Below are 25,419 nucleotides of genomic sequence, written 5' to 3'. Positions count from 1 at the left end.
CGACAACTACGCCTCCGGCGACCTGGCAGCAGGCCAAGCGAGGTGCAGCCGACGATGACCGGGCACACCGCCGAGCGGTCTGTGCTCATCGCGGCTGGATTCGTCATCCTCCTTCTGACCGCCGGAGCGTTCTGGCTCTCCTACGCACACCTGGCCGACGTTGCCGGCCAGCACGGCCTCGACGGCTCCCCGGCCCGCCGCTGGGCGTGGCCCGCCACCCTCGACGCGTTCATCGTCGCGGGTGAACTGCTCATGCTCCGGGCAAGCCTGCGCCAGGTCACCGACTTGTGGGCCATCGCCGTGACCGCCATCGGGTCGGTCGGATCCATCGCGCTCAACGTGGCGGGCGTGAGCGGAACGAGCGACGCCCGCACTGTGCACTGGCTCGACTACGTGGTCGCCGCAGTCCCGCCGACCGCCGCGCTCCTTGCCTTCGGCGTCCTGATGAGGCAGATCCACCAGCTCGTCGAGCGGCCCGACGGCCATCGAAATCTCGCGTCCGTCCCAGAGTCGATGCCCCCGGCCAACGTGGTCGTCCCGTCGGCCGCTCCTGGCAAAGGCAAGGATCGCGGCGACGGGCCAGCGGAGCACCCCGACCCCGACCGTCTGGCCGACACCGCGACCCCACCGGGCGGTGAGGGCACCAGCAAGCCCCCCAAGCCGAGCGGAGCACGGCCTCGGCGTACCGGGCGTCCGCAGGACATCTCCGATGACGAGATCCGGGTCATCGCGCGCGAGGTAATGGCCCGCACGGGAGCCGCTTCCCCCACCGAGGTCGGCGAAGAGATCCGCGTCAACCGCGGTCGCAAGGTTGGCAACGGCCGCGTGAAGAACGTCTGCGACGAGCTGAACGCCCGAAAGGCCGAGCCGGGCCCCGCGGTCGCAGTCGGCAGCAGCACCGGCTGACCCTCCCGCAACGACGCCCTCCGGTGGCACTGGAAGTACTTCCGGTGCCACCGAAACCTGGCTGGCCCCCACACCAAACTCGCCGGAATTCCGCCCCGGCTATCCGACCGCCGCCCGCAGTGCCCACTCCTCCACAGCTGTGGACAGCCAACTACCAGCTGCACGTCGCCCGGCCTTCCATGCCGGCCTACCTGCCCTTTCTGCCTCATCCGGAGAACTCTCCATGCCGCGCCACACGCACGACGCGCACGATGCCGAAGTCGTCCCGGACGAACTGTCCGTGCCGACGAAGTCCCCTACGCTGCTGAATCGTTTGCGGCAGGCGTTCGGACGGACGGCTCCTGGCGGAGCCAGTAGTACCCCGAGTCCGACTCAAGGCCGGTCTTCGGGGATCTCCGCCCCGGGGGTGGCGGAGACGGCCCGACGCCAGGGGGCGCCGGACCGGGAGGTCGGGGCCGAGGGCGGCCCCGACCCGGACGAGCTCCACGCCGTCCAGCAGCAGATCCTCCGCCCCGCACCTGCCGCCGGACCGTCGGCCGGTGAGCGAGAGGTGCAGAGCGTGCAGCCGGCGATCCGCCGTTTCACCGGCACCAAGCGGACTGTCCGTGTCGGCCCGCTGCGGTTCACCGGTGACGAGCACGCCGGCCTCCAGGAGGCCGCTGTCGAGCACGGCTACAAGGGGGAATCCGGCTTCGCGGCCGACATCGTCCTTGCCTTCATCACCGGTCGGTTCACCGCGAACCTGTCGCTGTCCGAGGACCGGCGCCGTACCCACATGTTCCGCGCACGGGTGCTGCGCGAGCTCAACCGCATCGGCGTCAACGTCAACCAGATCGCCCGCGCCCTCAACAGCGACCTCACCCCACCCGACATCCGCCACCGTCTCGACGAGCTCCACCGCCTGCTGGAACTGATCGCCGAGGCCCTGCGCGAACCCGCCGACTCCAGGAAGGACCTGGCCGCGTGATCGCCGCCATCAAACCGGCCGGGTCCAACACCCGTGGTCTGCTCGCCTACCTCTACGGCCCCGGCCGCCACGACGAGCACACCGACCCGCACATCGTCGCCGGCTTCGCCATGCTCGGCATGCCCGACCCCGGCCGCAACCCCGACGCCACCCTCACCCAGCTCGCCCGCCACCTCGACGAGCCCGTCCATCTTCGGAACAGCGAGTTCGGCAAGAAGGTCACCGACCACGTCTGGCACTGCCCCGTCCGCACCGCCCCCGAAGACCGCCACCTCTCCGACACCGAGTGGGCCGACATCGCCCAGCGGATCGTCGAAGCCGCCGGCATCGCCCCACTCGGCGACGACCTGGCGTGCCGGTGGATCGCCGTACGTCACGCGGACGACCACATCCACATTCTCGCCACCACCGTCCGTGAGGACGGCCGCCGCCCCAGGCTCCACGACAGCGGCGTCCGCGTCGGCGACGCCTGCCACCAGATCGAGACCGACTACGGCCTGCGCCAACTGAAGAAGGGCGACCGCACTGCCGGACGCCGGCCCACCCAGGCCGAGATGCACAAGGCCCAGCGCCTCGGCTGGGAGCAGACCAGCCGCGACTGGCTCCAGGACCGCATCCGGGCCGCCATCCCCCACGCCAGCGACACGGAGGAACTCCTCTCCTACCTCGAAGCCATGGGCATCGCGGTCAAACCCCGCCGCGGACCGTCCGGAGACCTCCTCGGCTACGCCGTCGGCCGCCCCGGCGACCTCAACAAGGACGGCGAACAGATCTTCCACCCCGGCGGAAAGATCGCCCCCGACCTCACCCTCCCCAAGCTCAAGGCCCGCCTGGAGACCACCGCGCCGGAGGAGCACCCCACCGCCCGCCGCGACCAGCCCGCCACCCCCTGGCACCAGGCCACCGGCGCCCTCGACACCCTCCACCAGGGGATGGCCGACGACACTCACGCCCAGGCCCGCATCACCGCGCTCGGTGACCTCATCGAAGCCGCCGCCCAGAGGGCACCCGACTCCCTCCAGGCCGAACTCCGAGCAGCCTCAAGGGTGTTCGCCCGTGCTCAGCGCTCCCAGATCCGCGCCGAGAACCAGGCCGCCACGACCCTGCGCAAGGCGGCCCGGGACCTCGCTCACACCGCCACCGGTCCCGACGGCAGCGCCCTGGCGACCCTGCTCGCTGCCCTCGTCTGGGCCACGATCGTCGCCGCCCGCTGGCACGAGGCGAAGAACCACGCCCACCAGGCTGAGGCAGCCCGTCAGACCCTCCACCACCTCCAGACCGCCGCCGACCGGGCCCTCACGCCCGTCGTCGGTGACCTCGCCACCCGCCGGCCGAACGATCAGGCCAGCCGGACCCTGGCCCACGACGTGCGGGCCGCCGTCCCCGACCACGCCGACCGCATCCTCACCGATCCCGCCTGGCCTGCCCTCGCCACCGTCCTCGCCGACGCCGAAGCCGGCGGCCACAAACCCCACCAGCTCCTCAAGGAGGCCGCAGCCCAACGCGAGCTCACCACCGCCCGCCAACCCGCCCGCGTCCTGATCACCCGCATCCAGCACACCAGCCGCAACCCCGCCCCCAACCCCCGCGCCGAAGCCGCCCGCCGCCGCTCGACCATGGCGCTCGCGCCCAGCGGACACCAGGCCCGAACCCCCCAGCCCACCACTGCACCCACGACGCCCGTTGAGCAACGGCATCGACGGGGCCGATAGGCACACCCGGCCACCCAAACAAGTGGACGAGGAGTGATGGGTGGGCAGATGCCCCCTTTGCGTCCACGCTGATCACGGCAGGCGCGCGACCGCGTTCACCTACCTCAACGACCAGATCAGGACTAGGGACGCTTCCTTTGGACGACTCACACCGCAGGCTGCCGTTGTCGGCGTAGCGTCGATCCAGCTGCTGAGGTGCGTTGCGCGGCTGAGCCGGAAGATGAACGGAAGGATCGGGGCGTGGCTGAGTTCTGGATTGGGCATCGCCGGTACCGGACGAAGGGGGAAGCACAAGAGGCTGTACGCGAGGTGCTGTACCGGTACACGGTGGGGAGCATCGTGGACCAGGAAGAGGATCACCTGCTGCTCCTGGACCTCCTCAACATGCACCACGAAGCAGAGGACAAGATCGGTCCGGGTGTTGAAGCCTTCGCGATCGCCCCGCCGCAGCGCGGTCCGTATCCCGGCTTCGAAGTGATTCGCACGGACGGGAGTCGCATCGACTTCTCGTACCAGACGTGCCTGAAGCCGCCGACCTACCGTCAGCAGGTCCTGAATGTGATGCGGGACGAGGTCAAGTCGACCATCAACGCCTACTTCGAGTCCCGGAAGGCGGCTGGCTCTCTGATCTCGGACCAGTCCGGCACGCCGTTGGTGACCACCAACACCGCCGTGAGCTACTTCCGGGGCCCCTCGTTCGTGGACATCGCCGAGGAGTTCGCAGAGACAGCTGGAGGGTGGGAAGCGATCGAGCTGACTCCGTCCACTGAGCCCGGGCTCGGACGGTTCAAGGAGCGCGATTTGGCCGAGCGCTGGTTCACCCACCATCAAGAGCGCGCCATGCTCGGTCTTCTGTCAACGCAGGAGAACCAGCGCCGTCCTCGCAGGTGAATCCCTATCCCTGTCCTCGACCTCGTCCAGCGGCGTGGTCGCGGACAGGGACACGGCCGCGAAGGCATCACGTGAGACTAAGCCACCGACTTCCGTACCGCTTCGGCAAGCGCAGCCGCGCGTACGTCGCTGGCACCGCTGATGATGTGGTTCATCGCGTAGCCGAAGGCGATGCCGTGCTCGGGGTCGGCGAAGGCGAGTGAGCCGCCGCGGCCTGTGTGGCCGAAGGCGCTCGGGCCGGTCATGAGGTTGCCCTCGGTGGGGAGCATGTATCCGGTGCTGAATCGGCTGGGGATCACCATCACTTGGTCAATCCCATTGGCCTGCTCCTCCGTCACGGACGCGAGGGTCTGCGGGGTGAGCAGGCGTACGCCGTCGACTTCGCCGATCAGTGCGGCGTACATGCGGGCCAGTGAGCGTGCGGTGCCGATGCCGTTGGAGGACGGGAGTTCGGCGGCCTGCACCTCGGGGGAGTCGAAGTCGATCGCGGCCGGGTCAGTGACCGCGAAGGCCCGGTTGCTGAAGGAGTTCGGGTCGCGCCAGGCGGCGACCTGTTCGCGGAGTTCCTTGGGAACCTCCTCGGCGGGCACGGTGGTGAGGTCGACGGCCGGGCGCTGGTACGCCATGCGGCTGACTCGGTCGCGTTCGTTCGCCGGCAGGCCGATGTAGAAGTCCAGACCGAGGGGTTGCGCGATCTCGTCGGCGAAGAAGCGGCCTGGAGAGCGGCCGGAGACTCGGCGGATCACCTCGCCTACCAGCCAGCCCCAGGTCCGGCCGTGGTACCCGTGTGCAGTGCCCGGAGTCCACAGCGGGCGCTGGGCCGCGAGCGCTGCTGCCATGGGATCCCAGGCCAACGCCTCGGCCAGCGGAAGCGGCTCGTCCAGGGCGACCAAGCCGGCCTGGTGGGACAAGAGCCAGCGGACGGGGATGTCCGCCTTGCCGTTCGCCGCGAACTCCGGCCAGTACTTCGCCACCGGTGCGTCGAGGTCGAGCATGCCGCGCTCGACCAGCATGTGCACTGCGGTCGCGGTGACCCCCTTGGTCGCCGAGTAGACCAGCTGCAAGGTGTCCCGTTCCCACGGACGGCCGGTGTCAGCATCGGCGACGCCACCCCAGATATCGACCACCGGCTGGCCGTGCCAGTAGACGCACACGGCCGCGCCGATGTCCCCGTGCTGGGTGAAGTTCGCTGCGAACGCCTCGCGGACCAGTTCGAATCCGGGCGCTACCTCACCGTTGATCGTCGTCATACCGTTCATCCTGGCAGCCGCGCTGCCCCAGCTGACAGGGGAACTGGCCTCTGCTCAGAGGCGATCGGCGTCGACGCGTACGACGAGGGTGACGCGTTCGCCCCTCGTGATCGGCCGTACGCCGTGGATGTGGTCGCGGGTAGCCGGGAAGGCGACCAGGCTGCCGCAGGGTGGCTTGATCTCCTGGGTGGGGTTCTCGAAGAACAGCTCGCCTCCGCCGTAGGAGTCCGGCGTGTTGAGCCAGACCACGAGGGTGAGGTCGCCGCCGACGACGGGCTGTCCGTTGGTCCGAGCCCGCTCGCGCTCGATGTCGGTGACCTCGTCGTGGTGGGCGACGAAGCCGACGCCGGGGCCGTAGCGGTAGACGACCGCCGGCTGAGTGGGTATGCGCTTCGGGACGATCTCGAAGTGGCTGCGCAGGTGGGCAGCGCAGTGGGAGATGACCGCCTCCTCCAGGTGCGTCGGGATCTCGACGTATTCGCTCTTGCGCAGCGATTCGTCGATGACGCCCTGGTAGGTGCGGGGGCGGGCGGTGTGGCTCTTCACGTGGTCCATCAGCGCTCCGCAGAGGCTGAGAGGGATGGCGCTCTCTACGACGAGCGGTAAGCGGCTCTTCCAGGTCATGTGGTGCTCTCCTTCCACCAACGGGTGCCTTCGGGCGAGTCCTCAAGGACGACGCCCTGCTGGGTGAGCTGGTCACGGATCGCGTCGGCCTCGGCGAACTTCCTCGCCGCACGGAGCCGGTCGCGTTCCTTCACGAGTTCGTCGACGGCGGCGTCGCTCTGGGCAGCGCCGGGGATGTCGAAGGTTCCGAAAAGGTTGTTCACGTCCTCGATCAGCCGCAGGGCGGCCGGGCCGGCCGGCTCCTCCATGCGGTTCTGCTCGCGGATGTACTGGAACAGGACGGCGAGGGCACCAGGGGTGTCAAAGTCGTCGTCCAGGCGCTCGCGCATCTCCTTCCAGGCGTCCGTCGCCCGTGCGGCGTTCGCCGGGCTGTCGGTGTGCGCGGGGTCGATGGTCCGGGCGAAGTTCTCGATCCGGCGGCGTGCCCCTCGGGCCTGCTCCAGGGTGGAGTCGTTCAGCTCCATCGAGGAGCGGTAGTGCTGGGAGAGGAAGGCGTGCCGCAGGGTGCGGAAGTCCGTCCGGGCGAGGGCGTCGCGGATGGTGAGGAAGTTGCCGGTGCTCTTCGACATCTTTTCGCCGTCGACCCGCAGCAGACCGGTGTGCATCCAGTAGCGGGCCAGGGGCTCGATGCCGGAGGCGGCTTCCATCTGGGCCACCTCGGCCTCGTGGTGCGGGAAGATGAGGTCGACGGCGCCGCCGTGCAGGTCGTACGAGGGCCCGAAGAAGGTCTCCGTGATCGCGGTGTCCTCGATGTGCCAGCCCGGCCGGCCCGGGCCCAGGTCGGTCTCCCAGAACGGCTCGCCGTCCTTGCGGCCCTTCCACAGGGCGAAGTCGCCCGGGTTGCGCTTCTTCGAGTTGTCGTCGATCCGCGACACCGAGTCCTCGGGACGGAGATCGGTGCGGCCGGAGAGCTTGCCGTACGCGGGGAACGACGCCAGGTCGAAGTACCAGCCGTCATCGAGCTTGTAGGCGTGGCCACGCTCGATCAGCCGCTTGATCTGGTCCACGATCGCGTCGATGTGGTCGTGGGCCCGTGCGTGGACATCGACACGGGTGTTCCCCAGCGCGGCCATGTCCTCCAGGTACTGCTTCTCGAAGAGGGCCGCGATCTCCTCCGGCGGGACGCTCTGCTCCGCCGACCGCCGGATGATCTTGTCGTCGACGTCGGTGATGTTCTGGAGGTACGTGACCTTGTACCCGCTCGCCTCCAGGTACCGGGCGATGAAGTCGAACTGCGTGTACGTCTTCGCGTGCCCGACGTGGCTGGGGCCGTACACCGTGGGTCCGCACACGAACATCCGCACCTCGGCCTCCCGCTCGGGGCGGAACTCCTCGACCTGGCCGGTCAGCGTGTTGTGGACCTTGATCGACATCATGCCTCCTGTGTAAGCGGATCACGCAGCGTACTGACGCCCGGACATAAGCGTCTAACTGGAACCGCCGCTCTCGCCGAAGGGGACGAACCGCGGGGACGGCAGGGTGGCGAAGATCGCCGCCTCCTCCCCGAGAAGGTGGTGGTTGGCCTGCTGGTACGCCTTCCGTACGGCCTCGATCGCCCCGGGGCTGAGGTCCATCCCGACCACGCGGCAGAACTCGCTCAGGGCCTCGCACCGCCGCTCCAGGTCGACCATCGACAGCGGGTCACACTGCTGGGCCTCGATCAGCAGGTTCTCCTGCTCGCTGCTGATCAGGCCGAGTGCGCCGAGGGAGTACAGCTTCCACTTCATGTTCGGCAGCAGCTGGCCCGAGCGGGCGTACATCCAGTCCACGACCTCGTCCAGCGCCCCGGAGAGGACGAAGTGGCCCGTGGGCACTCCGACCCGCCGCGCCATGCGCAGCGGGATCTCGCGCACGTCCCAGGTGATCCGGTTGTGCAGCCGGTAGGTCTCGCCCTCCAGGCGCTGGAGCTGCTCGCGCGTCTTGTGGGAGATCAGCGCCCCGAAGGCTTCTTCGCGGTCGAACAGCGGCTCGCCCTTGTTCCCGTAGGCGTCGCACTTGTCGCTGTTCCACGTCGTTCGGGGGTCGGCCTCGTACTGGAAGAGGAGCTGGTGGACGTTGACCTCCATGCGTCCCCAGGGGACCGGCAGGTGGAAGCTGAACTCCGGGATCCAGGCGGGGAGCCGGTCGCGGACCAGGGCGTACGTGTCCGCCGGCCTCGCCCTCCACTCGTCCTCCTTGATCGGGACGTCGAGGATGACGGCCAGATCGAAGTCGGAGTCGGTACTGAATCGGGTGACGTTGCGGGGCGCGACCGCCGAGGAGGACAGGACGTAGAGCGCCTGGACCTCAGGCATCGTCTTGAGTGTGTCGAGCAGACCTCCGGCTGCGGCGCGGGCCTGCATTCTCAGGTTTTCCACGGGAACTCCTTGGTCAGATGATCGGGCGATCCATCACGGAGCGGAGCGCGGGAACGAGCTCCAGCGCGACGCCACCATGGGTGCGCTGGATATGTGCGAGGGAAGGGCTGCTGTTGCCCTCGATGACCACAGGGCCGCCGGGCGTGAGAGCGATGTCCCAGCCGATGAAGGGCACCTGCGGGAACAAGCGGGCACAGCGTTCGGCCAGCTCTCGGACCTCCGCCATGCGGGAGATCCGGTGGTCGGCGAACTGCACCGAGCTGACGCCGTGCCGGGTGTGGGCGTTCAGGTACCGGTCGTAGCCATGGCGGTCGAGTCGCCCGTCGGGGTGGACTCGGATCTGCATGCCGCTGGCGGCCGAGTTGTCCGTGGTGCTCTCGGCGCCGCCAAGCTTCAACATCACGTACAGGACCTCGGCGGCACCGCCCCGCAGCAGCGTGATCACGCGGAACGTGTTGAGGGCGTACGGGTTCAGCACGTCCAAGTCGGGATGCTGCGGAACGTGCTGCTCCACCAGCCACGTGCCCCACCGCTGCGCGTAGGCCGGGAGGTCGAAGTCGTCCTCACCAGGCCGCACGATCACGATGCCGGACCCACCGCTGGAGTACCGGGAGGGCTTGACCACCACACGACCGAGTCCGGAAGCGTGGCCGAGGACCTCCGTCAGCCGCACCACATCACCAGCGGACGTCACACCCGCGCGGCGGTCACCGCTCGCGATCAGCGCGGGCTGCGGGATGCCGGCCGAGGCGAGGATCCTCTTGCAGGACGTCTTGTCGTCCAGGTCGATCGCGTCCCGGTTCACTCGGGGAAGGAGCCGATGGAACAGGGCCGTCTCCGGCAGGAACGAGCAGGCGCTCTCGACGGACACCTCACGCCTGTAGCTGCCGTAGCGGAAGTAGTGGAACGGCAGGCAGCGCCACCGCGCGGAGACCTTGACCAAGTCGCTGGCGATGCGGGCCAGGCTCTTCCTGTCCTCTGCGCGCAACATCGCGGGAAGGTGCTCATGCCGCAACTGCCATACCTGGTAAGGGAGAAACCGCGCGCCGGACACGCGAGGAACAACCTGGGTGCGGAACCACTCCTCGGTCAGGGCCTGGCGGTGGTTGAATCCGCGGTTCGCGGTGCGTCTCATGGTGCTCCTCCCGTTTCTCAGTGGTCCGGGGTCCCGGCGATGGCCAAGGTGACGACGAGCGCACTGACGACGATCACGTAGGCCACGACAGCGAGGCGCTGCCTCATCGGGCGGGCCCGACGTTGTCGGCCGCGGTCGACCAGGCGATGCCGTTCGCGGGCTGGATGTGGGCGATGCGGATGAGCCGGCCGCCGTGCCTCTCGTGGACGACGGCCGTCAACTCCCCTTCACCCCGGCTCGCGATGTCGCGGACCATGCGGTGAAGGAGGGGGTGGTCCTCCCGGCCTTCGGCGTCGACCGGATTCACTGCTCGGACTCCTCGCGGTCGCTCGTTCCGCGACGGAGGAATCTCTCCCACCCGGATTCGGCGCGGGCTCGGAGGGCCGGGCTCGGACCGGCCGGCGGCTCGGGAACCGTGTGCTGTCGTCCGCTGTCGCCGGGCGTACGGACGGGCAGAGGCTGGCTCATCACGATCTCCTCGGGGGTATGCAGCCCGCCACCCACGCGAGGGACGTCGATGACGGGCTGCGGTCCTGGGAGCCGTCCGGAGCGGGGCGGGGGAGCCGGTTAACCCGGGTGCTCAGCTCCGAACGGCGTGAGGCCCAGTGAACGGCCGTGGACCACGGGCCCGGAACGTTTCCAGGGGGTTCCTCCAGCGAGAGAAACCCCCGTTTCTCGCACCCACGGGGAGTAGCCTCCTGACTACCAACCTGAGGGGAGGGTGGGATGTCTGACCCGATGGCTCTGCACCCACTGACCTACGTGCGAGAAGGCAAGGGCTGGGGCAAGGCCGAGTTAGCCCGGCTCATGCGCGAACGCGGGGCCGAATTGGGCGTACCGCTGGCCACCAACCGGACGACGGTCTGGAAGTGGGAGCAGGGGCAGGCGCCTGACACGGACGCGCAACGGGTGCTCGCCGACCTGCTGGGCGTCCCCGAGGAACACGTACGCTCGGTGCCCTGGCCTCGATGGCTGCCGGCGTGGGAGTCGACAGCCCTGGCGGCCCCGTGGACTCCGGCCGGCACCGTGAAGGTATTCGCTGATCTGGTCAGGAGCGGCCACATGGATCGTCGGGGCTTCCTGTCCATCACCGGCGGTGCGCTGACGGGAGTCGCCGCCAACTGGGCAGCCGCACCAGAGGCGTTCGCCTCGGCAATCGACGGCGACCGCGTCACCGACGCCATGGTGACCACCATCGAAGCGCGCGTAAACACCCTCCGCACCCTCGACGACCAGATGGGCGGCGCCCGCCTCCTGGACCAGGCCACCAGCGACCTCGCGCTGATCACCAGCCTCCTCGACCACGGGCGCTACACCGACGCCGTCGAACACCGCCTGTACGCCACGGCCGCCCGCGTGTCGTACCTCGCCGGATGGATGGCCTACGACAAGGGTCTCCGCTCCCTCGGCCAGCGCTACTACGTCGGCGCCCTCCGCAGCGCCCACAGCGCGAAGGACGACGGCTTCGGCGCCTTCATCCTTGCCGAGATGGGCGTCCACATCTCCGACTCCGGCGACACGGCCGCACGCGTGAAGCTCATCGACACCGCCATCGGCAACGCCCCCTCGGCCCTCCCGCCGGCAGCGGCCTCATACCTCTACCTCCACCAAGCCGAAGCCCTCTCCCGAGACACCCAGCACGAAGCCGCCGGCAAGTCCCTCAACCGCGCCTACGACCTGTGGGGCGCCCACCACGAAGGCGACCGCCCCGACTGGCTCGGCTGGTACGGCGAGGCCCAGCTCAAATCCACCGAAGGCAAGATCATGCTGCGTTCCGGCTTCCCTGAGCGGGCGACCAGCGCCCTCGCCGTGGCGGTGGACCAAGCGGTGCCGCGCGACCGGGCGGTGCGTTCCGGTCGCCTCGCGACGGCACGGCTGGCCGCCCGGGATCTGGACGGCGCTCTGGACGCTGCCAACGTCGGCCTTGAGCTGCTGGAGAACCGAGTCCGCTCCGACCGGGCACACGTCCGGCTGACCAAGTTCAGCCGCTACCTCGAACCGCATGCCAGGGTGCCGGCCGTACGGGCGTTCCGCGATCGCCTCTCGGCTCTGCCCGCTTCGGTCTGACAGCACGAGGTCTCGCATGCCCCGACCGTGGTGGAGCCGTCGATCTTCGGCAGGAATCGTGCACCCGCGGTGCAGTCGTGCGCGAAATGCCCATCAGTGACCCACCGCCCGAGCTGATCCGCGATGCAGTCAGTCCTCAACTAAGGAGGCCGATGACGTCATGTCGGCGAGCCCCGCACCGTGAGGTCACTCTTCGATTAGTTGCAAGGTGGCTGCCCGATGGTCACCTGCTGCTGCCAGCCCATCGACGAGGCGTCGCCACCGTGCAATGTGATCCGGCAGCATTGCATCGCGTGAGTGCAGTGTCTTGAGCCAGTCGGTGACGTACCAGCATTTGTTGGCGATGACGCCATAGTTGCCGTCGACCAATTGCTCCGCCAATGTGAGCCCTGTGTCCCGCTGCCATTCAAGCGGAGCGCACTTGCCAAGTTTCGCGAGTGCGTCGAGGGCCTTGGGTTCCTGCCGGGCGATCCTTACCCAACGAGCGACAAGGCCCTCAAGGTTGTCGGGGTGCAGCCAGCCTTCTCGGGCGCGGGCTAGGGTCGCGTCGATGTCGGTGTCGCTCATGTCGATCTCAGGTGCAGGCAGTAGCGCCCCCAGAGCGTAGTCGCCCCAATGGTGGTCGGTGCGTAGTTCGTTGCCGTCGCCGATGGCATCGAGGGCGGCCTCCATGACGACAAACCAAATGTCCAGAAGGGACGGGCGTAGGCCATCGTCATAGGTGAACAACACGGTGAGGTCATGGAGAAAACCGTGCAAGGCACGACCGTTGGCGGCGAAGCGCTGCGCGTGTGCCTTGAGTGGCTCGGTGTTACCCCTGATCGCCAGGTCAACGATGACACGAGCGCCCTGCCTACTGTGTCGGTTCTCGTACCCTTCCCTCGCCCAGTGGTCGGCGGCGCGCGCATGGGCGTCGAGCAGGACCTTGGTCAGTCCGTCGGCCTGATCCGCCACGCAGCTGTCGCTGAGGGACGCCGAACCGGCGGCGATAAGTGGCGGGATCAGTGACGTCAGATATAGCCGCTCCGTCTCGACCTCGGGCAACGTCTGCTCGTAGGGACCGTCGAGCCGGGGACGGCCGCGTGAACCAACTACTGGGTCCCAATCTCCCAAGCGGCAGTCCTCTAGTCCCGCCCGCACGACGTTGAGCGCTACTTGGTGGCGGCACGGGCTCGACTGCTGGTCAGCGTCGCACGGGGCACCCCAGACACGTTCGACAGCCAGGGCAAACGCGATGCGTACCTCGTCGAAGTGGTTCGTGGTGCAGCGGTCCAAGGCGCCGATGATTGCCTGACGATCGAGGTCGACGTCATCAGATGCCACGGCCAAGAGTGCCGGCAGTCCAGTCGCCGCAGATCGATCAGCACCCACCGAGTAGAAGGAAGAAGAGACATACTCAGCCCGACTCGGTTCGGCGATCGCCTCGATCAAGACATCCGTCGCCCAACGCAAGTCGTCAACCGGAACCTGGACCCGTCCGCGGGCGTGTGCGACGGCTGCGGCAGCAGCGACGGCAGCAATCGGGTCAAGGCGGTTGAGAACAGGACTGGGTGGGGCGTCGCCCAGGGATCGCGCCAAGGCGATGTCAGCCAGAAGAGTGTCAACCGGGGCAACGCGATCGGCGGATCTGGCGTAGGTGTTCTGCAAGCGCAACGCCTGGCCGGCACGGTCGAACATCTCAGCTTCGGGCTGCATGCGAGTCGCCAGCGGCTCGGGGTGCTGATACTGCACGATCAAGTTGCCAGACTCATCAGTTTCCGGATGAAAATTCTCCGGACTGAACGTCGCCGCCCATCCCCGTACTGAGGTGAGCATCCGATCAGCATCCGCACCGCCCTGGGAGTCAGCGACCAGTTCCTCGGCACGACGGATGAGTTCCTCGCCTGTGGCCGCGAGCTCGTTGAGCCGGTTCTGATCACCGGAGAGGGTCGCTCGGATGGTGAGTTCGGCGGCGACGTCACGCAGATTGCTTCGACGGCGAGAGCGCCCCACAAGGTCAGGTTCGTCCGGGCCTTGTACGTACAGCACTCCTTCACCAGCGACTCGCGCGAATTCCAGATGCCATACGTCTGGGTCCCGCATCCAAGGATCCAGCAGATCACCCGCCTGCTCCAGATGCCGCACAAGGAACCCGACCACGAGGCCAGGCATGGCCAGGTTGTTGCAGTCACGCAACAGCAACTGCATAACCTGAGCCATCGGAATATCAGCGATGGCCACAAGCTGGTCCGCGAGGCGCTCAACCGCGAGCAGCGCACTCATGCACGGGTACGGGCCGACTGACGACCCTCGATACCAGGCCCATACGTGTTCGTCCCCGACGCAGTGCCTGACACCGACCCCCGGCAAATCCAGATCCACGCCGGTCAGCTCATCTTCGGGAATCTGAACGTGGCTATCGCGGTCTCCAACCCGGATGGCCGCCGCGTGGTCGAGCATCCGATTGATCAACGCCAGCGTCGGCACGGTGCGGGCTTTCAGCAGCTGCCAGAAGGGGCCGTGGTACCACCCTGCCATCCGTTCAGTGATGCCTCCACGAGCACGGTGGTGCCGGATGCCATCATCAAACGGGTACGAACGAAACCCGCCGTATTTAGCCGCCTCGGAGTCGTACCGTTCGATGTAATAGGACTCAGCAAAGACCAAGAGCAGATCCGGCTGATACCTAGCCATGCCTGTCACGGGCCAGAAATTCTCCACGACAGGGTCGAGACGCGCACCACCGTCGTCAGCAATTCCCCTGAGGAACGCCTCGGCCCGTGCATCGAGATCTGGGCCAAGCAGTGCCAATGCTTCCACAGCAAATTCGTCCCAATGCTCTGGCTCGGCTGCGAGGATGCGGTCCCTCACCGTCTGCCGAATTGGGATGGATACACCCACCTCAGCTCTCACCAGTCCGCGCAGCCAGGCCAGCACCAGTTCGCGGATGGCGCGACTCATGTCATAGGTAGCCCGGGAGCTGTCATCGGAGTCGGCATCGTGTTCGCGGCAGAAGGTCAACTCGACCAGCGGCGCAAGCACCACCGGGTCGCCGACGTCATGAGACGCGTAGCGCTGCATGGCCAACCGAATCGTTGTACGCAATCCGGCTTGCCGGTCCTTCTGCAACTCGGGCCATGCCCGGCCGAGGACCTCGCCGGCTGTACCGAGGGTGAGCACTGCCTCCCACGGCACATCCGACCACCGCTCGCCGTGGTCAACCGCGATCTGATCAAAGACGGCACGCAGGTGTGCAAGTGACCGCCTGACGTCAGCAGTAGTGAGTAGCTGGGCCTGGCATGCGACACGTGCGGCACGTAGCGCCCAGCGCGGCGCATCGGCAGCTGAGAGGAGATCGAAGCCGTCCGTGACGAGCAGCCGCACCATTGCCATGTCTCGCACGAGATCGCTGGCAAATCGATCGGACGGGTTCCAGGCACTGGTCGCATTCAGCGGCGCCAGCAAACCGTCGGAACGCAGGGAAGGCAACGCGGCTGAATCAGGTGGCGCAGAGTTCTCGTGCGGAAGCAGCTGGCGCCTGGCCAGTGCACGAAGAGATTGATCACGAGCGTCAGGGGAGGGCCCTCCTGCCACCACCATCTCTCCGCGGCGCACCAAGTGCCCCCAGACGGCAGCGAACAGGTCGGCCTCCGACGCCACTCCTTGAGGGGCCGCCACGCTCGGACCTGCACGCAGCAACATGTCAACCAGACCTGGCCTGCCTAGCAACCACTGCGCCCGCTCGTCACTGGCCCACCGCTGCAATTGCGGAAAGACCTCAACCAACTGCGTGATCTCAACCGAGGTCAGCCGAGGGACCTCATGCTCACGAACGAGGTTCTCGATGACCTCGCCGTGCCGCTCCACACTTTCCGCTGCCTGCATGAGGACATCACGTGCGGCTCCGGAACCATCAGTGCGGGTTACCGCCACTACGCCAAGCCCGGCGGTCATGGCCGCCCGTGCAAGGTCGGAGAGCAACCGGGCACGGCCTTCCAGCACCGACTCCGCGCCATCAACGACCAGAAGGCGCCCCGTACCGACCGCCGAGGCACCAAGCACCACTGCGAGGCGGGCACCGAGCAGCGTCTCGAATTCCACCAGGGTCGCGGGAATCTCTCGCAGGTTCAGCACTGTGACTGCGACCCCGTCGGCTCGTAGCTGGCCGGCGGTACGCAAGGCCAGAGCCGACTTGCCAGCATCAGGCTCACCGTGAACGATCAGTGCGGTCGCCTGCGATGCGACCGCTCTTGCTTCGGCAGCCAGGGCGCTTCCGGCCTCGACGCGCTCCAACTCAAGGTTCTCGCCAGCGCCGGTCAACCGGAACCGTACGAGATTCTCAGCCGTCTCCGACAAGGCGTCGAGGACACGCCACGCTGCGGGGTAGGACGGGGAGCGGTCAAGAGCCGCAGCCCCGGAAAGCTGCCTTCGCAGCATGCTCTCGGTGACAGTGGCCGCTGCCGGGGCGTACCCCTGAGAGAGCCTGCCCAGCGCTTCGAACAGTGCGTCGGCACCCTCTACGGAGGAGTCGGGAACGATACCCCTCAGACGCCCCACGACCGCTGTGCGGTCGGACTCGTCGACTCCCTCCAGCCTCAGCTCCCACAACCAGAGCACGTGCAGGACTCGCCAGGTCAGCTCCGCGTCAGGTGTCTCGGTACGTACCTTCGGGCTGGCAGCCGCCTTAGCGATCAACGCATCCAGATGAGTCAATCGCGTGCGAACAGCGTTGCTCGTACGGCCCGCCTGTTCTACGGCTGCGCGGAACGACTCCTCATCGGGCTGCCCATGAGCGATCACAGCCAGCTCACGCACCTGTTGTACGGCCGGATTGGGACTGGCCACTGCAACTGCCAGGCGCCAGCGTCCCGTACTGGCCTCGTCCCAATGGTCGGTAACAACCCGCAGGTAGGACACAAGTAGGTCCGCTGTGGAATCGTCGCTGGTTACGAAGCTCGGGGCCCTACGCACTCCGATCGACAACCGCCGCTGCGCTCCGTCGGCTGTGTTGCCGACGACGATCAGGTCGTCTACGGCACTGAAATGACTGTCCTGAAAGCGCACTTCCACCGGCGTCACTTCGTCGCCCAAAGCCGGTACTGGATCGCCTAGGAGAAGGTGAGCCAGTAGGACAGCACCGAAACGGTGCTCCAAGACCGTGCCACCGCCACCAGTCGAGTACGGGCTGGCCACCTGTTCCGCTCCGTCGCGCCCCACCATCTCTGCATCATATGGCGCACCACTGACATCGCAGATGGGTACGGCGATAGGAGGTAGTCCCGCCTTCAGTCAACTGCCACGCGACGGTAGGGGCGCCCTCTCGGGCTGGAGAACGGCTGGTCACACGACCGAATGCGTGCGCGATGCGTGCGCGGACGGAGCGGCATACGGTGTCAGGGAGCAGGGGTGGGCGTAAGGCCAGGTGGCGCTGACCTGCACGGACAGCACCACCCGGCATGCCGGCATGGATGATCACTCCCGATCACAGATTCGATCCCACTCCTAAAGCGGGTGTCGCAGGTTCGAATCCTGCCGGGGGCACCAGCCAAACGGCCCCGGACCGATCATGGTCCGGGGCCTTTGGCGGTTCGGTTTCAGGCGGCGTGCGGGGTGAAGGTGGCACGGGAGTCGCCCTCGTCGATGGCCAGGTTCAGGGTGCCGTCCAGGGCCTTGGCCAGGTGCCGCAGCAGCGGGAGCGTCGGCACGGTGTCGTCTCCCTCCATCCAGGACACCTGAGGCTGCGTCATCCCGGCCCGCCCGGCCGGCTCTGCCTGGGACAGGTGCCGAGTTCGATCCTGCGGTCGTGGACCGCCTGCCCGAGGTCGCCGGCCAGCCGCGCGTCGACGTACTCCTGGGCGTACTCCACCGCCTCACTCGCAAGCTGCCGGGCCCGGCGCGTCCTCCATGTGCTGTGCTTCATCAACCCTCCTCGCGCCGCTCGTAGGTGTGCTCGGCCCGGCCGTGCTCGGTCTCGCAGACCTGCTGGCCTGGTGCGCACGCTCGACTTCCGCGACCTCACGCATCCCCGTCTTACGGAACACCGCCAGCAGAACGATCCGCTGCCCGGAGCGAGCCGGTACGGGAGGCGCACGGCCTCGGGCACCGGGCTCGTTCGCCGCGATGACCGAGAACATCTGTCGCGGACGGCACAACTCACGGTTCAACGCATTCCGGTCGCAACGGACCAGCATTGATCAGCCCACGTCGCAGTGGCCCTCCTGCCTTCCGGTGAGCCACTTGCAGCACCGTTTCCTCGTGCTGAGGTCGCAGATTCGGCGGCCTTCGATGTCGGGTGCCGTCAGGGATCAGCCCGCCGTACGGACCACAACGTCAAATCCGAGGTCGCTCAACAGCTTGGCAGCGTGGTCCTTGCCGCCGGAGAACTCGTCGCGTCCCAGAGGATCCCGTCCGGGCAGATAGCCATGTGCCGCCCCCACGATGGCCTTTGAGTCGTACTCCTTGCCATCGATCTCGAGCAGGTAGCTACGTGACGGTCCGAATCCGTATCTCTCCAGGAACGCATCCCGACCGAGCCGGTCGTACTCCGCAACAGCCTGCAGGATCGCAGATCGAGTGATTTCGTTCAGCGTCATGCTGGGAAGGTAGACGAAGCCACCGACATACGGGACCGTGCCCGCCGGGGAAGAGCCCTCCGGCGGTCGTCCGACCGACCGTGGGCGCAGACTCCGCCGGTGACGACACCGAACCGTGATCAGCTGAGTATCGACGGGCGTTCCTGCACCGTCGCGGTCGACGGCCAGGACGTGGGCGAGTACGCGGCCGCTGTGGATGTTCACGCCGTGCCTCACGACCTGTCGCGGGTCGTGCTGCATCTGCGCCCGATCGGGACGTGGCCGGCCGGGCCGGAGTCCTCGCCCGGGTGGAGGGCGGCATCACGGGCACCCCTGCTCTTCGGAGCCGGCTTCTTCGAGGAGTCAAGCCACGCCACACAGAGCGTGGCATACTCGAAGTATGGCAACCAGGAAGATCACCATCACCGTGCCGGAAGAGCTGGTGGAGTCGATCAAGGAGCGCGTCGACGCACGCGGGGTGTCCGGCTACATCGCGGCCGCCGCCGCCCACCAGGACGCCATGGACCGACTGCGCGAGTTGGCCGACCGGCTCGAGGAAGAGCACGGCGCCGTGACGGACGACGAGCAGCAGGCAGCACTGGAGCGCATCGCCGCCATCGACGGCTGGCATGACGAGCAGCGATCGGCTTCGGACGAGGCCGCGTGAGCCGCACTGCCCGAGTGAAGCTGCACCGGCCGCGCCGGCGCGTCTTCGTGTTCGACTCCGAAGCCCTCTCCAAGGCGGTCCAGGGCGACCGGGAGATGGCCGCGCTGATCAAGACGGCCCCGCGGCTCGACATCCCGATCGTCACCTCGGCGCTCACGATCCTGGAAGCCTGGGACCCGCGCGAAGCGTCGCGGCAGGCACTGTGGAACTGGGCGCTGTCCCGGATCCGCGTCGTGCACACGGACGACCAGGTGATCGCCATGGCGCGCGACATGCTGAGGGCAGCCGGCCTGCACGGGCACAAGTACGCCATCGACGCCGTTCTGGCGGCTGTGGCCGGGCGGGAAGCCGCATCGGGAGCCCAGGCAACCGTCTTCACCTCCGACGCCGACGACATGAATCAACTCCTCGCGGGCCGCTCCGTGCGAGTCGAGAAGGTGTGACGGGACGCCTGCACTTCACTCCGGCCGGTCGCCGGCCCCAAGCAACCCATGGCCTTCGCCGGACGGCATCGACCGGCACAGATTCAGCACACACGAGGCCGTCGAACTCCGCGAACACGTGAGAACCGCTGAGAAGTCCTTCCCGGGTCGGCCCCTCGGCGTTTCAGGGTTCCTGTCACACGTGCGCCGGCAGAGTCCATACGGAGCCCACATCGCTGATGGCTCCACTGGCCGGGCGATGGTGGTGACTGCCCACAGCGAGGAACTCAGATCAGCCTGTCGGGGCAGTGCCTGGCAGCCTCATCAGCGAAAGCGCAGAGTGTGCCGATGAAGTCTCGGTACCTGTCGGGGGCCTCGCGGTCCTTGCTGGGCGGCCCGTCGATCCACTGCTGCCAGAGTCCGTCAGGCGCGAGGAACCGGGTCGCGTGGTCAGCACCGAGTTCGGCGTCGAGCAACAGCAGCGCGCCGATGGCCGCTGTCTGGTCGTAGTAGAGGTCGGGGCGCCGCAGGTAGCGGTCGAGGTACTCGACCAAGAGGTCGGCATCAGCCCTGGTGCGGAAGACGGCCAGAGCGACGCAGTATGCCTGCCCCGCGTAGGGCCCTTCACTGGCGAGCAGGAGTTCACCGAGACGATCCCGGAACTCGGATCTGCCCGCCGCGGCGACGAGCCAGGCCGCCGTCTTGCGCTCGCGCCACCCTCGGTCGAGCAACGTGTCCAGTTCACGAGGACTGATCTCACCGGCAGCCTGGCCCAGCTCCCGGAGGAACTTGGTACGGTCGCGTTCGCTCATCCCAAGAAGACTGCCGCCGAGTTTGAGATACCGCCGGCCGGGCGTGACGTAGCGGCGGACCAGCTTGAGCGACTCTTCCTCATGGTCTGCACGGCGCACGGCGGCATCCTCGTATGGACGAAGCTGCAATACCAGCGAATTGGCAGGTCGGACGCCTACCCCTACGTTCTTCTCGGTGCGTTGCAGGACGCGAGTCTGCGGGCGCGTACGACGTGTTCTCCGCCCGCCTGACACGCGGGGTGGAGTGGAGAGGTTTCTGGCCCTGTCGCTCGCTCACGGAAGTCACACGCTGAAGGCCGACAGGCTGTCACGAGGAGCGTCGCACAGGCGGTCGCGGGTCAGGGCGCGTGCAGCACAGCCACGGGGCGAGCGGATGGACCTGACGCCGATCACGCTTCTCGAACCAACGTCCCGGGGTGAGACGACAGTTGCCGGGCACAGCCGGTCCGAACCCTGGCACGGGCGGCCCGAGAGGCCGGCTGGTCGTGGCGGAGGTCAGGTGGCCGAGGATCCTCACCGGCCTCGAGCGTGGGCTGGTGAGGCACGGGCTGCCGACGACCTCGACCAGCCCGTGCCTCACCAGTTGCGCGCCCCATGAACCGAGCAAGCCGCGGGCCGCGACCGAGGTCGCGGTGGCCGGCATCGCGCGACGTCAGCGGTCAGAAGTTGGTTCGGGACGCTTTGACGGTCTTGCACTCGAGCTTCGCTGCGTCCTTGATCTCGTCCGCGTTCACCAGCGCACCAGCGTTCTTGTCGGTGAACTTCTGGCCCGGGGCGATGTTCTCGGCGGTCGACATGAAGTCGTTGACCTTCTTGCCGTCGGCCAGGACCTCGCCCTCGACGAGGTACGAGTATCGGCGGTCGCCGTTGTTGACGTAGTCGACGTGGATGGCCAACTCCTTGATGCCCAGGTCGCCGGTGATGACGTCGCACTTGGTGATCTTGAAGTCCTTCATGACCTCGGACTCCTCGGTACCGCCGGTCTTGGAGTCACCGTCGCCGACGGTGGCGGAGTCGTACGACTTGTCCAGCTCCTCGCCGGCCTTGTCGACGGCGGAGAAGAACAGGGCGTTCATGGCGAAGAACATCATGATCGCTGCGACCGACGTGATGAGGCCGGTGATGCCGGCGGCCTTGCCCTTGCCGACCTTGCCCGCCTTGGAGAGGCCGATGGCGCCGAAGATGATCCCGAGGACGGCGAGCGGCCAGACCACCACGTTGAGGACAGGGATGAAGCTGACCACGACGGCGACGATTCCGAGGACGAGTGCGGTGGTGGCCAGGCCGTTGCTGCCGGGCTGCCGGGGTTCGCCGTATCCGGCCTGCTGGGGCTGGGGCGGGTACTGCTGGCTCATGGTCCCCCCTGGGACGTGCGTTGTGACGTGTGAGTGGGTGACTTGTGGAGCTGCTGTGCGGTTGCCTCGATCCGGCGCAATTCACCCGATCGTGGCGAACTGACCGTGGCGAACTGACGGGGGCGGCCAGGTGTGCTGTGTCGGGTGTCCTCGCAGGGTGGCGGGCGCATCTCGGCTCCTGCCCGCATGCCCCGACCGGGGTCGGAAGCGATACTGGGAGCAGCCGCGGGACGACGTCTGCCCTGGGCCGGGGCTGCCGGGATCGCGCGGTCGGCCACCGCGGTGGCGCCTTCGCCGCCGCCGGAAGGGGCGTCGCCATGAGCCGCTTCGTCAGTTTGGACGGGTGCTGTCCTGTCCGGGATTCTTGGTCCTTGTCGTTCGGTTGTGTCGACCTCCTCGGTGGGGTTCCGTTCGGGTCGGAGACGGAGTGGTCCGCTGGTACGCGCCGGGCTGCCGCAACCTCGTCGTCCCGTTCGCGTGTGCGCTGCTTGACGGGCACCGTCCCGTCGTGTCCGAGCCTTCCGGTGCGCGGGCGGCGGTGGGGGCGGGGAGCGAGGGGCCCGGGGGCGGCTGCGGCGGGGCTCGGCCGGGTGGGGGCGGGGGCCGCCGGCTGCGGCCGGAGGGCGCCGAGGTGCCCGGGCACCGGGAGGTGAGGGGCGTGGGCGCGGTTGACGGCACGGCCCGGGGGGCCGCCGTCGGGGCGGGCACCGATCCGCTGGGCGATCCGTACCTGCGGACGCGGTTCGCGCTTCCCTCCCGGCCGGCCACCTTCCTGCGGCGGCAGCGGCTCGTCGCGCACCTGGACCAGGCCCTGCGGACGCCGCTGACGGTGGTCAACGGGGCGGCCGGGGCGGGCAAGACCCTCCTGACGGCCGACTGGGCGGCGGGGCTCGGGCTGCCGGTCGCCTGGCTCACCGTGGAGGCCGGGGATCACCGGCCCGGTGTGTTCTGGGCCTACGTCTTCGAGTCCCTGCGCGCGTCGGGAGTGCGGGCGGCCCATGCGGTCGGGGCGCCCGCGGACGCGAGCGGCGTGGGGCACGGGCTGCTGGCCTCGCTGGCCGCCGGACTGAACGCCCGCGACCGCCCCGTGGTCCTGGTGCTCGACGAATACGACCGGATGACCGCTACCGAGGTCGCGGAGCAACTGGAGTTCGTCCTCCGCCACTCCGGGCCGGGACTGCGCCTCGTGCTCGTCACGCGCACCGAGCCGCTGCTCCCGCTGCACCGCTACCGGGCCGCCGACGAGGTGACCGAAATCCGCGGCGCCGAGCTGGCGTTCACCCCGGACGAGGCCCGCGCGCTGCTGCGCCTGCACGGGCTGCACCTTCCCGCGCCCGCCGCCTCGGCCCTGGTGAACCGCACCCGGGGCTGGGCCGCCGGGCTGCGGCTGTCCGCTCTGGCGGCCCGGGAGAGCACCGATCCCGAGCGGTACCTGAAGGAGTTCGAGGCGGACCACAGCACGGTCGCGGACTTCCTGCTGGCGGAGGTCCTGAACGGGCGGACCGAGGAGACGCAGGACCTGCTGCTGCGGGTCAGCGTGCTGGACCGTTTCTGCCCGGACCTGGCCGACGCCCTGACGGGCCGGACCGACGCCGAGCGTCTCCTCGCCGGGCTGCACCGGGAGAACGCGTTCATCGAGCGGCTGGAACACTCCTGGTACCGCCTCCACCCGCTGTTCCGGGAGATCCTCCTGGCCCACCTGCGCGAACGCCTGCCGGGGGTGGAGGCGGAGCTGCACCTCAGGGCCGCGCGGTGGCTGCGCCGTTCCGGATTCCTCCCGGAGACGCTCGCCCACGGCGCCGCGGGCGGCGACTTCGACCTGGCCGCCGGCGCCCTGGTCGACGATCTCGCCATCGGTCAGCTGTTCACGGGCCTGCGCTCGGACGGCCTGGCCCAGCTTTTCGCCGGCATGGGGCCGGAAGCGAGGAGCCCGGCGAGCGACCTCGTGCGGGCGGCCGGCGCCCTGGCCCGACGCGACCTCGACCACGGTCTGGGCAGGCTGCGACGGGCCCGGGAACAGCTTTCCGGAGCCGAGGACTCCCCCGGCCTGGCGGCGGCCCGGCTCAGCTGCACACTGCTGGAGACGCTCGCCGGACGGCTCACCGGGTGCCCGCCGAGGGCCGAGGAGGCCGTCGCGGCGGCCGAGGAACTGCGCCGGGACCTGCCCGGCCGCCGGCTGGAGGAGCACCCGGAGCTGACCGCTCTGCTGCTGACCCACGTGGGTTCGGTCCGGCTGTGGGAGGGGCGCTTCGAGGACGCGCGTGCCGTGCTGACCCGCGCGGCGGGCGCGCCGGGCGGATCCGCCACCGTCCTGCCCCGGGTGGAGTCGATGGGGCACCTGGCCCTGCTCGACTACCTGAACGGCTGGCTGGGCCGGGCGGAGCGCAGGGCTCTGGCCGCGGTGGCGGAGGCGGAACGTGCGGGTCTGCCCCGGCCACCGGGCGCGGGCCTCGGCCGGCTGGTCCTGGCCGCGGTGGCCGTGGACCGGCAGGAACTGGGCCGGGCGCGGGTCCTGCTCGACGAGACGGCGCGGCTCCCGGCACGGGAACACGATCCGGTGCCGACGGCGGGGCGGGCCCTGGCCCTGTCGCGTCTGCTCCTCGACGACGGTGAACCGGACGCCGCCGCACGGGCGGCGGAGCCCTCCGTGGCCGCGGCGGTGGCCTCCCCGTGGGCGCGGAGTCACGCGGCGGTGGTCCGCTCCGCCGCGTGCCTCGCCGACGACCGTCCGGACGACGCCGCGCGCCTCCTCCGTGACGTCCGTGGCGACCAGTCGCTGTGCGCCGTGGAAGCGGCGGCGCTCCAGCTCGCGGCCGGGCGCCCCCGGGACGCGGCCGATCTGCTCGGCGCCGTCCGTGCCGAAGGGCGCCGGCGCACCGGTCCGGCGGTGGGCGTGGGGGCGGCACTGGTGCGGGCGCGGGTGGCGCAGGAGTCGGGGGACACGGCCACCGCCCGCCGACTCGTCGCCCGTGCGCTGCTCGACGCCCGGCGCGAGCGGCTGCGGCGACCGTTCCTCCGGGCGGGGGACTGGATCGAGCCGCTGCTCACCGCCGCCCCGCTGCGCGAACTCGCCGAGGGCTGGCTCCTGCCGGGACCGGGCCGTCCGGGTGCGCACGACGGGTCGGGGCGGGCCGGTCTCGGGTCCGGTCTCGAACCGGGTGCCGGTCGCGGGTCCGGTCTCGAACCGGGTGCCGGTCGCGGGTCCCATGCCGGTCTCGGGTCCGGCCTGGGCTCCGGTGCCGGTCTCGGGTCCGGTGCCGGCCGCGGGTCCCGCCTCGGCCCCGGTGCCGGTCTCGGGTCCGGTGCCGGCCCCCGGCCCGGCGGCGGCAGGCGGCCCGGTGCCGGAGCCGGTGCCGCACGTCGGTCCGGTGGCGCCGTGGCCGGTGCCGGTCCCCGGTCCCATGCCGCCGGGGCCGGTCCCGCGCCCCTGGTCCCGGTGGAGCTGAGCGGACGCGAACGGGACGTCCTGCGGCGGCTGGCCCGGATGATGTCCACGGAGGAGATCGCCGCCGACCTCTACGTGTCGGTCAACACGGTGAAGACCCACCTCAAGAGCGCCTACCGGAAGCTGGCGGTGAACCGGCGCGGTGACGCGGTGCGCCGGGCGCGGGAGCTCGGTCTCCTGTGACCTCCTCCCCCGGCCTCCCCCGCTCGGGGTGAGGCACGCGGCGCCGCCGCCGGGTGGGATGGGAACGACGTGCCG

The 25,419-nt window shown here is 68.9% G+C and carries 18 protein-coding genes and 1 pseudogene; 8 read left to right on the top strand and 11 right to left on the bottom strand.

What is annotated here, in order from left to right; genetic code table 11:
• The first annotated feature begins 54 nt into the window (after positions 1-54).
• The 4 genes from AC02VZ_RS06710 to AC02VZ_RS06695 all read left to right on the top strand — a co-directional run bounded on the left by AC02VZ_RS06710 (position 55) and on the right by AC02VZ_RS06695 (position 4,476).
• Positions 55-906 (top strand): DUF2637 domain-containing protein, encoded by an 852-nt coding sequence (locus tag AC02VZ_RS06710; protein ID WP_476474811.1) that lies wholly within the window; start codon positions 55-57, stop codon positions 904-906.
• Positions 907-1,312: 406 nt separating this feature from the next.
• Positions 1,313-1,873, top strand: a complete 561-nt coding sequence (locus AC02VZ_RS06705; protein ID WP_476474810.1) for a MobC family plasmid mobilization relaxosome protein — start codon at positions 1,313-1,315, stop codon at positions 1,871-1,873.
• Entirely contained in the window at positions 1,870-3,585 is a 1,716-nt protein-coding gene (locus AC02VZ_RS06700) for a relaxase/mobilization nuclease domain-containing protein (protein WP_476474809.1), read from the top strand. Before AC02VZ_RS06705 ends, AC02VZ_RS06700 begins: the two co-directional genes overlap by 4 nt.
• A gap of 240 nt (positions 3,586-3,825) precedes the next feature.
• Positions 3,826-4,476, top strand: coding sequence for a DCL family protein (locus AC02VZ_RS06695; RefSeq protein ID WP_476474808.1), 651 nt, complete (start codon positions 3,826-3,828; stop codon positions 4,474-4,476).
• A 77-nt stretch (positions 4,477-4,553) separates the two neighbouring features.
• Here AC02VZ_RS06695 and AC02VZ_RS06690 read toward each other — a convergent pair whose 3' ends face one another.
• The 6 genes from AC02VZ_RS06690 to AC02VZ_RS06665 form a co-directional block, all read right to left on the bottom strand.
• Positions 4,554-5,726, bottom strand: coding sequence for a serine hydrolase domain-containing protein (locus AC02VZ_RS06690; protein ID WP_476474807.1), 1,173 nt, complete (start codon positions 5,724-5,726; stop codon positions 4,554-4,556).
• A gap of 54 nt (positions 5,727-5,780) precedes the next feature.
• Positions 5,781-6,350: a 2OG-Fe(II) oxygenase gene (locus AC02VZ_RS06685; RefSeq protein ID WP_476474806.1), complete on the bottom strand. Its 570-nt coding sequence runs from the start codon at positions 6,348-6,350 to the stop codon at positions 5,781-5,783.
• Positions 6,347-7,726 (bottom strand): cysteine--tRNA ligase, encoded by a 1,380-nt coding sequence (cysS, locus tag AC02VZ_RS06680; protein WP_476474805.1) that lies wholly within the window; start codon positions 7,724-7,726, stop codon positions 6,347-6,349. Before cysS ends, AC02VZ_RS06685 begins: the two co-directional genes overlap by 4 nt.
• 51 nt (positions 7,727-7,777) lie before the next feature.
• Positions 7,778-8,707, bottom strand: coding sequence for a hypothetical protein (locus AC02VZ_RS06675; RefSeq protein ID WP_476474804.1), 930 nt, complete (start codon positions 8,705-8,707; stop codon positions 7,778-7,780).
• A 13-nt stretch (positions 8,708-8,720) separates the two neighbouring features.
• Positions 8,721-9,842, bottom strand: coding sequence for a sugar-transfer associated ATP-grasp domain-containing protein (locus AC02VZ_RS06670; protein ID WP_476474803.1), 1,122 nt, complete (start codon positions 9,840-9,842; stop codon positions 8,721-8,723).
• Positions 9,843-9,945: 103 nt separating this feature from the next.
• A complete protein-coding gene (locus AC02VZ_RS06665) occupies positions 9,946-10,149 on the bottom strand; it encodes a hypothetical protein (RefSeq protein ID WP_476474802.1) in 204 nt (67 codons plus the stop codon).
• Positions 10,150-10,580: 431 nt separating this feature from the next.
• Here AC02VZ_RS06665 and AC02VZ_RS06660 point away from each other — a divergent pair, with 431 nt between their 5' ends.
• Positions 10,581-11,909, top strand: coding sequence for a helix-turn-helix domain-containing protein (locus tag AC02VZ_RS06660; protein ID WP_476474801.1), 1,329 nt, complete (start codon positions 10,581-10,583; stop codon positions 11,907-11,909).
• 186 nt (positions 11,910-12,095) lie between these two features.
• Here AC02VZ_RS06660 and AC02VZ_RS06655 read toward each other — a convergent pair whose 3' ends face one another.
• From AC02VZ_RS06655 to AC02VZ_RS06645, 3 genes and pseudogenes are all read right to left on the bottom strand, one after another.
• Complete coding sequence (locus AC02VZ_RS06655) at positions 12,096-16,979, bottom strand: hypothetical protein (RefSeq protein WP_476474800.1); 4,884 nt, start codon at positions 16,977-16,979, stop codon at positions 12,096-12,098.
• A 503-nt stretch (positions 16,980-17,482) separates the two neighbouring features.
• A pseudogene (locus AC02VZ_RS06650) lies at positions 17,483-17,808 on the bottom strand (helix-turn-helix domain-containing protein).
• A 385-nt stretch (positions 17,809-18,193) separates the two neighbouring features.
• Positions 18,194-18,481, bottom strand: coding sequence for a ScoMcrA-related endonuclease (locus AC02VZ_RS06645; RefSeq protein WP_432056878.1), 288 nt, complete (start codon positions 18,479-18,481; stop codon positions 18,194-18,196).
• A 379-nt stretch (positions 18,482-18,860) separates the two neighbouring features.
• On the opposite strand from AC02VZ_RS06645, the gene AC02VZ_RS06640 reads away from it, so the two are divergent.
• Together AC02VZ_RS06640 and AC02VZ_RS06635 are read left to right on the top strand one after the other, a co-directional pair.
• A complete protein-coding gene (locus AC02VZ_RS06640; protein ID WP_109381275.1) occupies positions 18,861-19,127 on the top strand; it encodes a hypothetical protein in 267 nt (88 codons plus the stop codon).
• Complete coding sequence (locus tag AC02VZ_RS06635) at positions 19,124-19,570, top strand: hypothetical protein (RefSeq protein WP_432056877.1); 447 nt, start codon at positions 19,124-19,126, stop codon at positions 19,568-19,570. Before AC02VZ_RS06640 ends, AC02VZ_RS06635 begins: the two co-directional genes overlap by 4 nt.
• Before the next feature lie 266 nt (positions 19,571-19,836).
• Here the strand turns inward: AC02VZ_RS06635 and AC02VZ_RS06630 are convergent, their stop codons facing one another.
• Positions 19,837-20,460, bottom strand: coding sequence for a DUF6000 family protein (locus AC02VZ_RS06630; protein WP_476474799.1), 624 nt, complete (start codon positions 20,458-20,460; stop codon positions 19,837-19,839).
• 560 nt (positions 20,461-21,020) lie between these two features.
• Positions 21,021-21,716 (bottom strand): DUF4190 domain-containing protein, encoded by a 696-nt coding sequence (locus AC02VZ_RS06625; protein ID WP_432056875.1) that lies wholly within the window; start codon positions 21,714-21,716, stop codon positions 21,021-21,023.
• Between the two features lie 658 nt (positions 21,717-22,374).
• On the opposite strand from AC02VZ_RS06625, the gene AC02VZ_RS06620 reads away from it, so the two are divergent.
• On the top strand, positions 22,375-25,344 hold the full coding sequence (locus AC02VZ_RS06620) for a helix-turn-helix transcriptional regulator (RefSeq protein WP_476474798.1): 2,970 nt from the start codon (positions 22,375-22,377) through the stop codon (positions 25,342-25,344).
• Positions 25,345-25,419: the final 75 nt, after the last annotated feature.

It is taken from the genome of Streptomyces sp. 3-6 (genome assembly GCF_056323165.1).
This window is presented reverse-complemented; position numbering and strand designations above follow the sequence as displayed.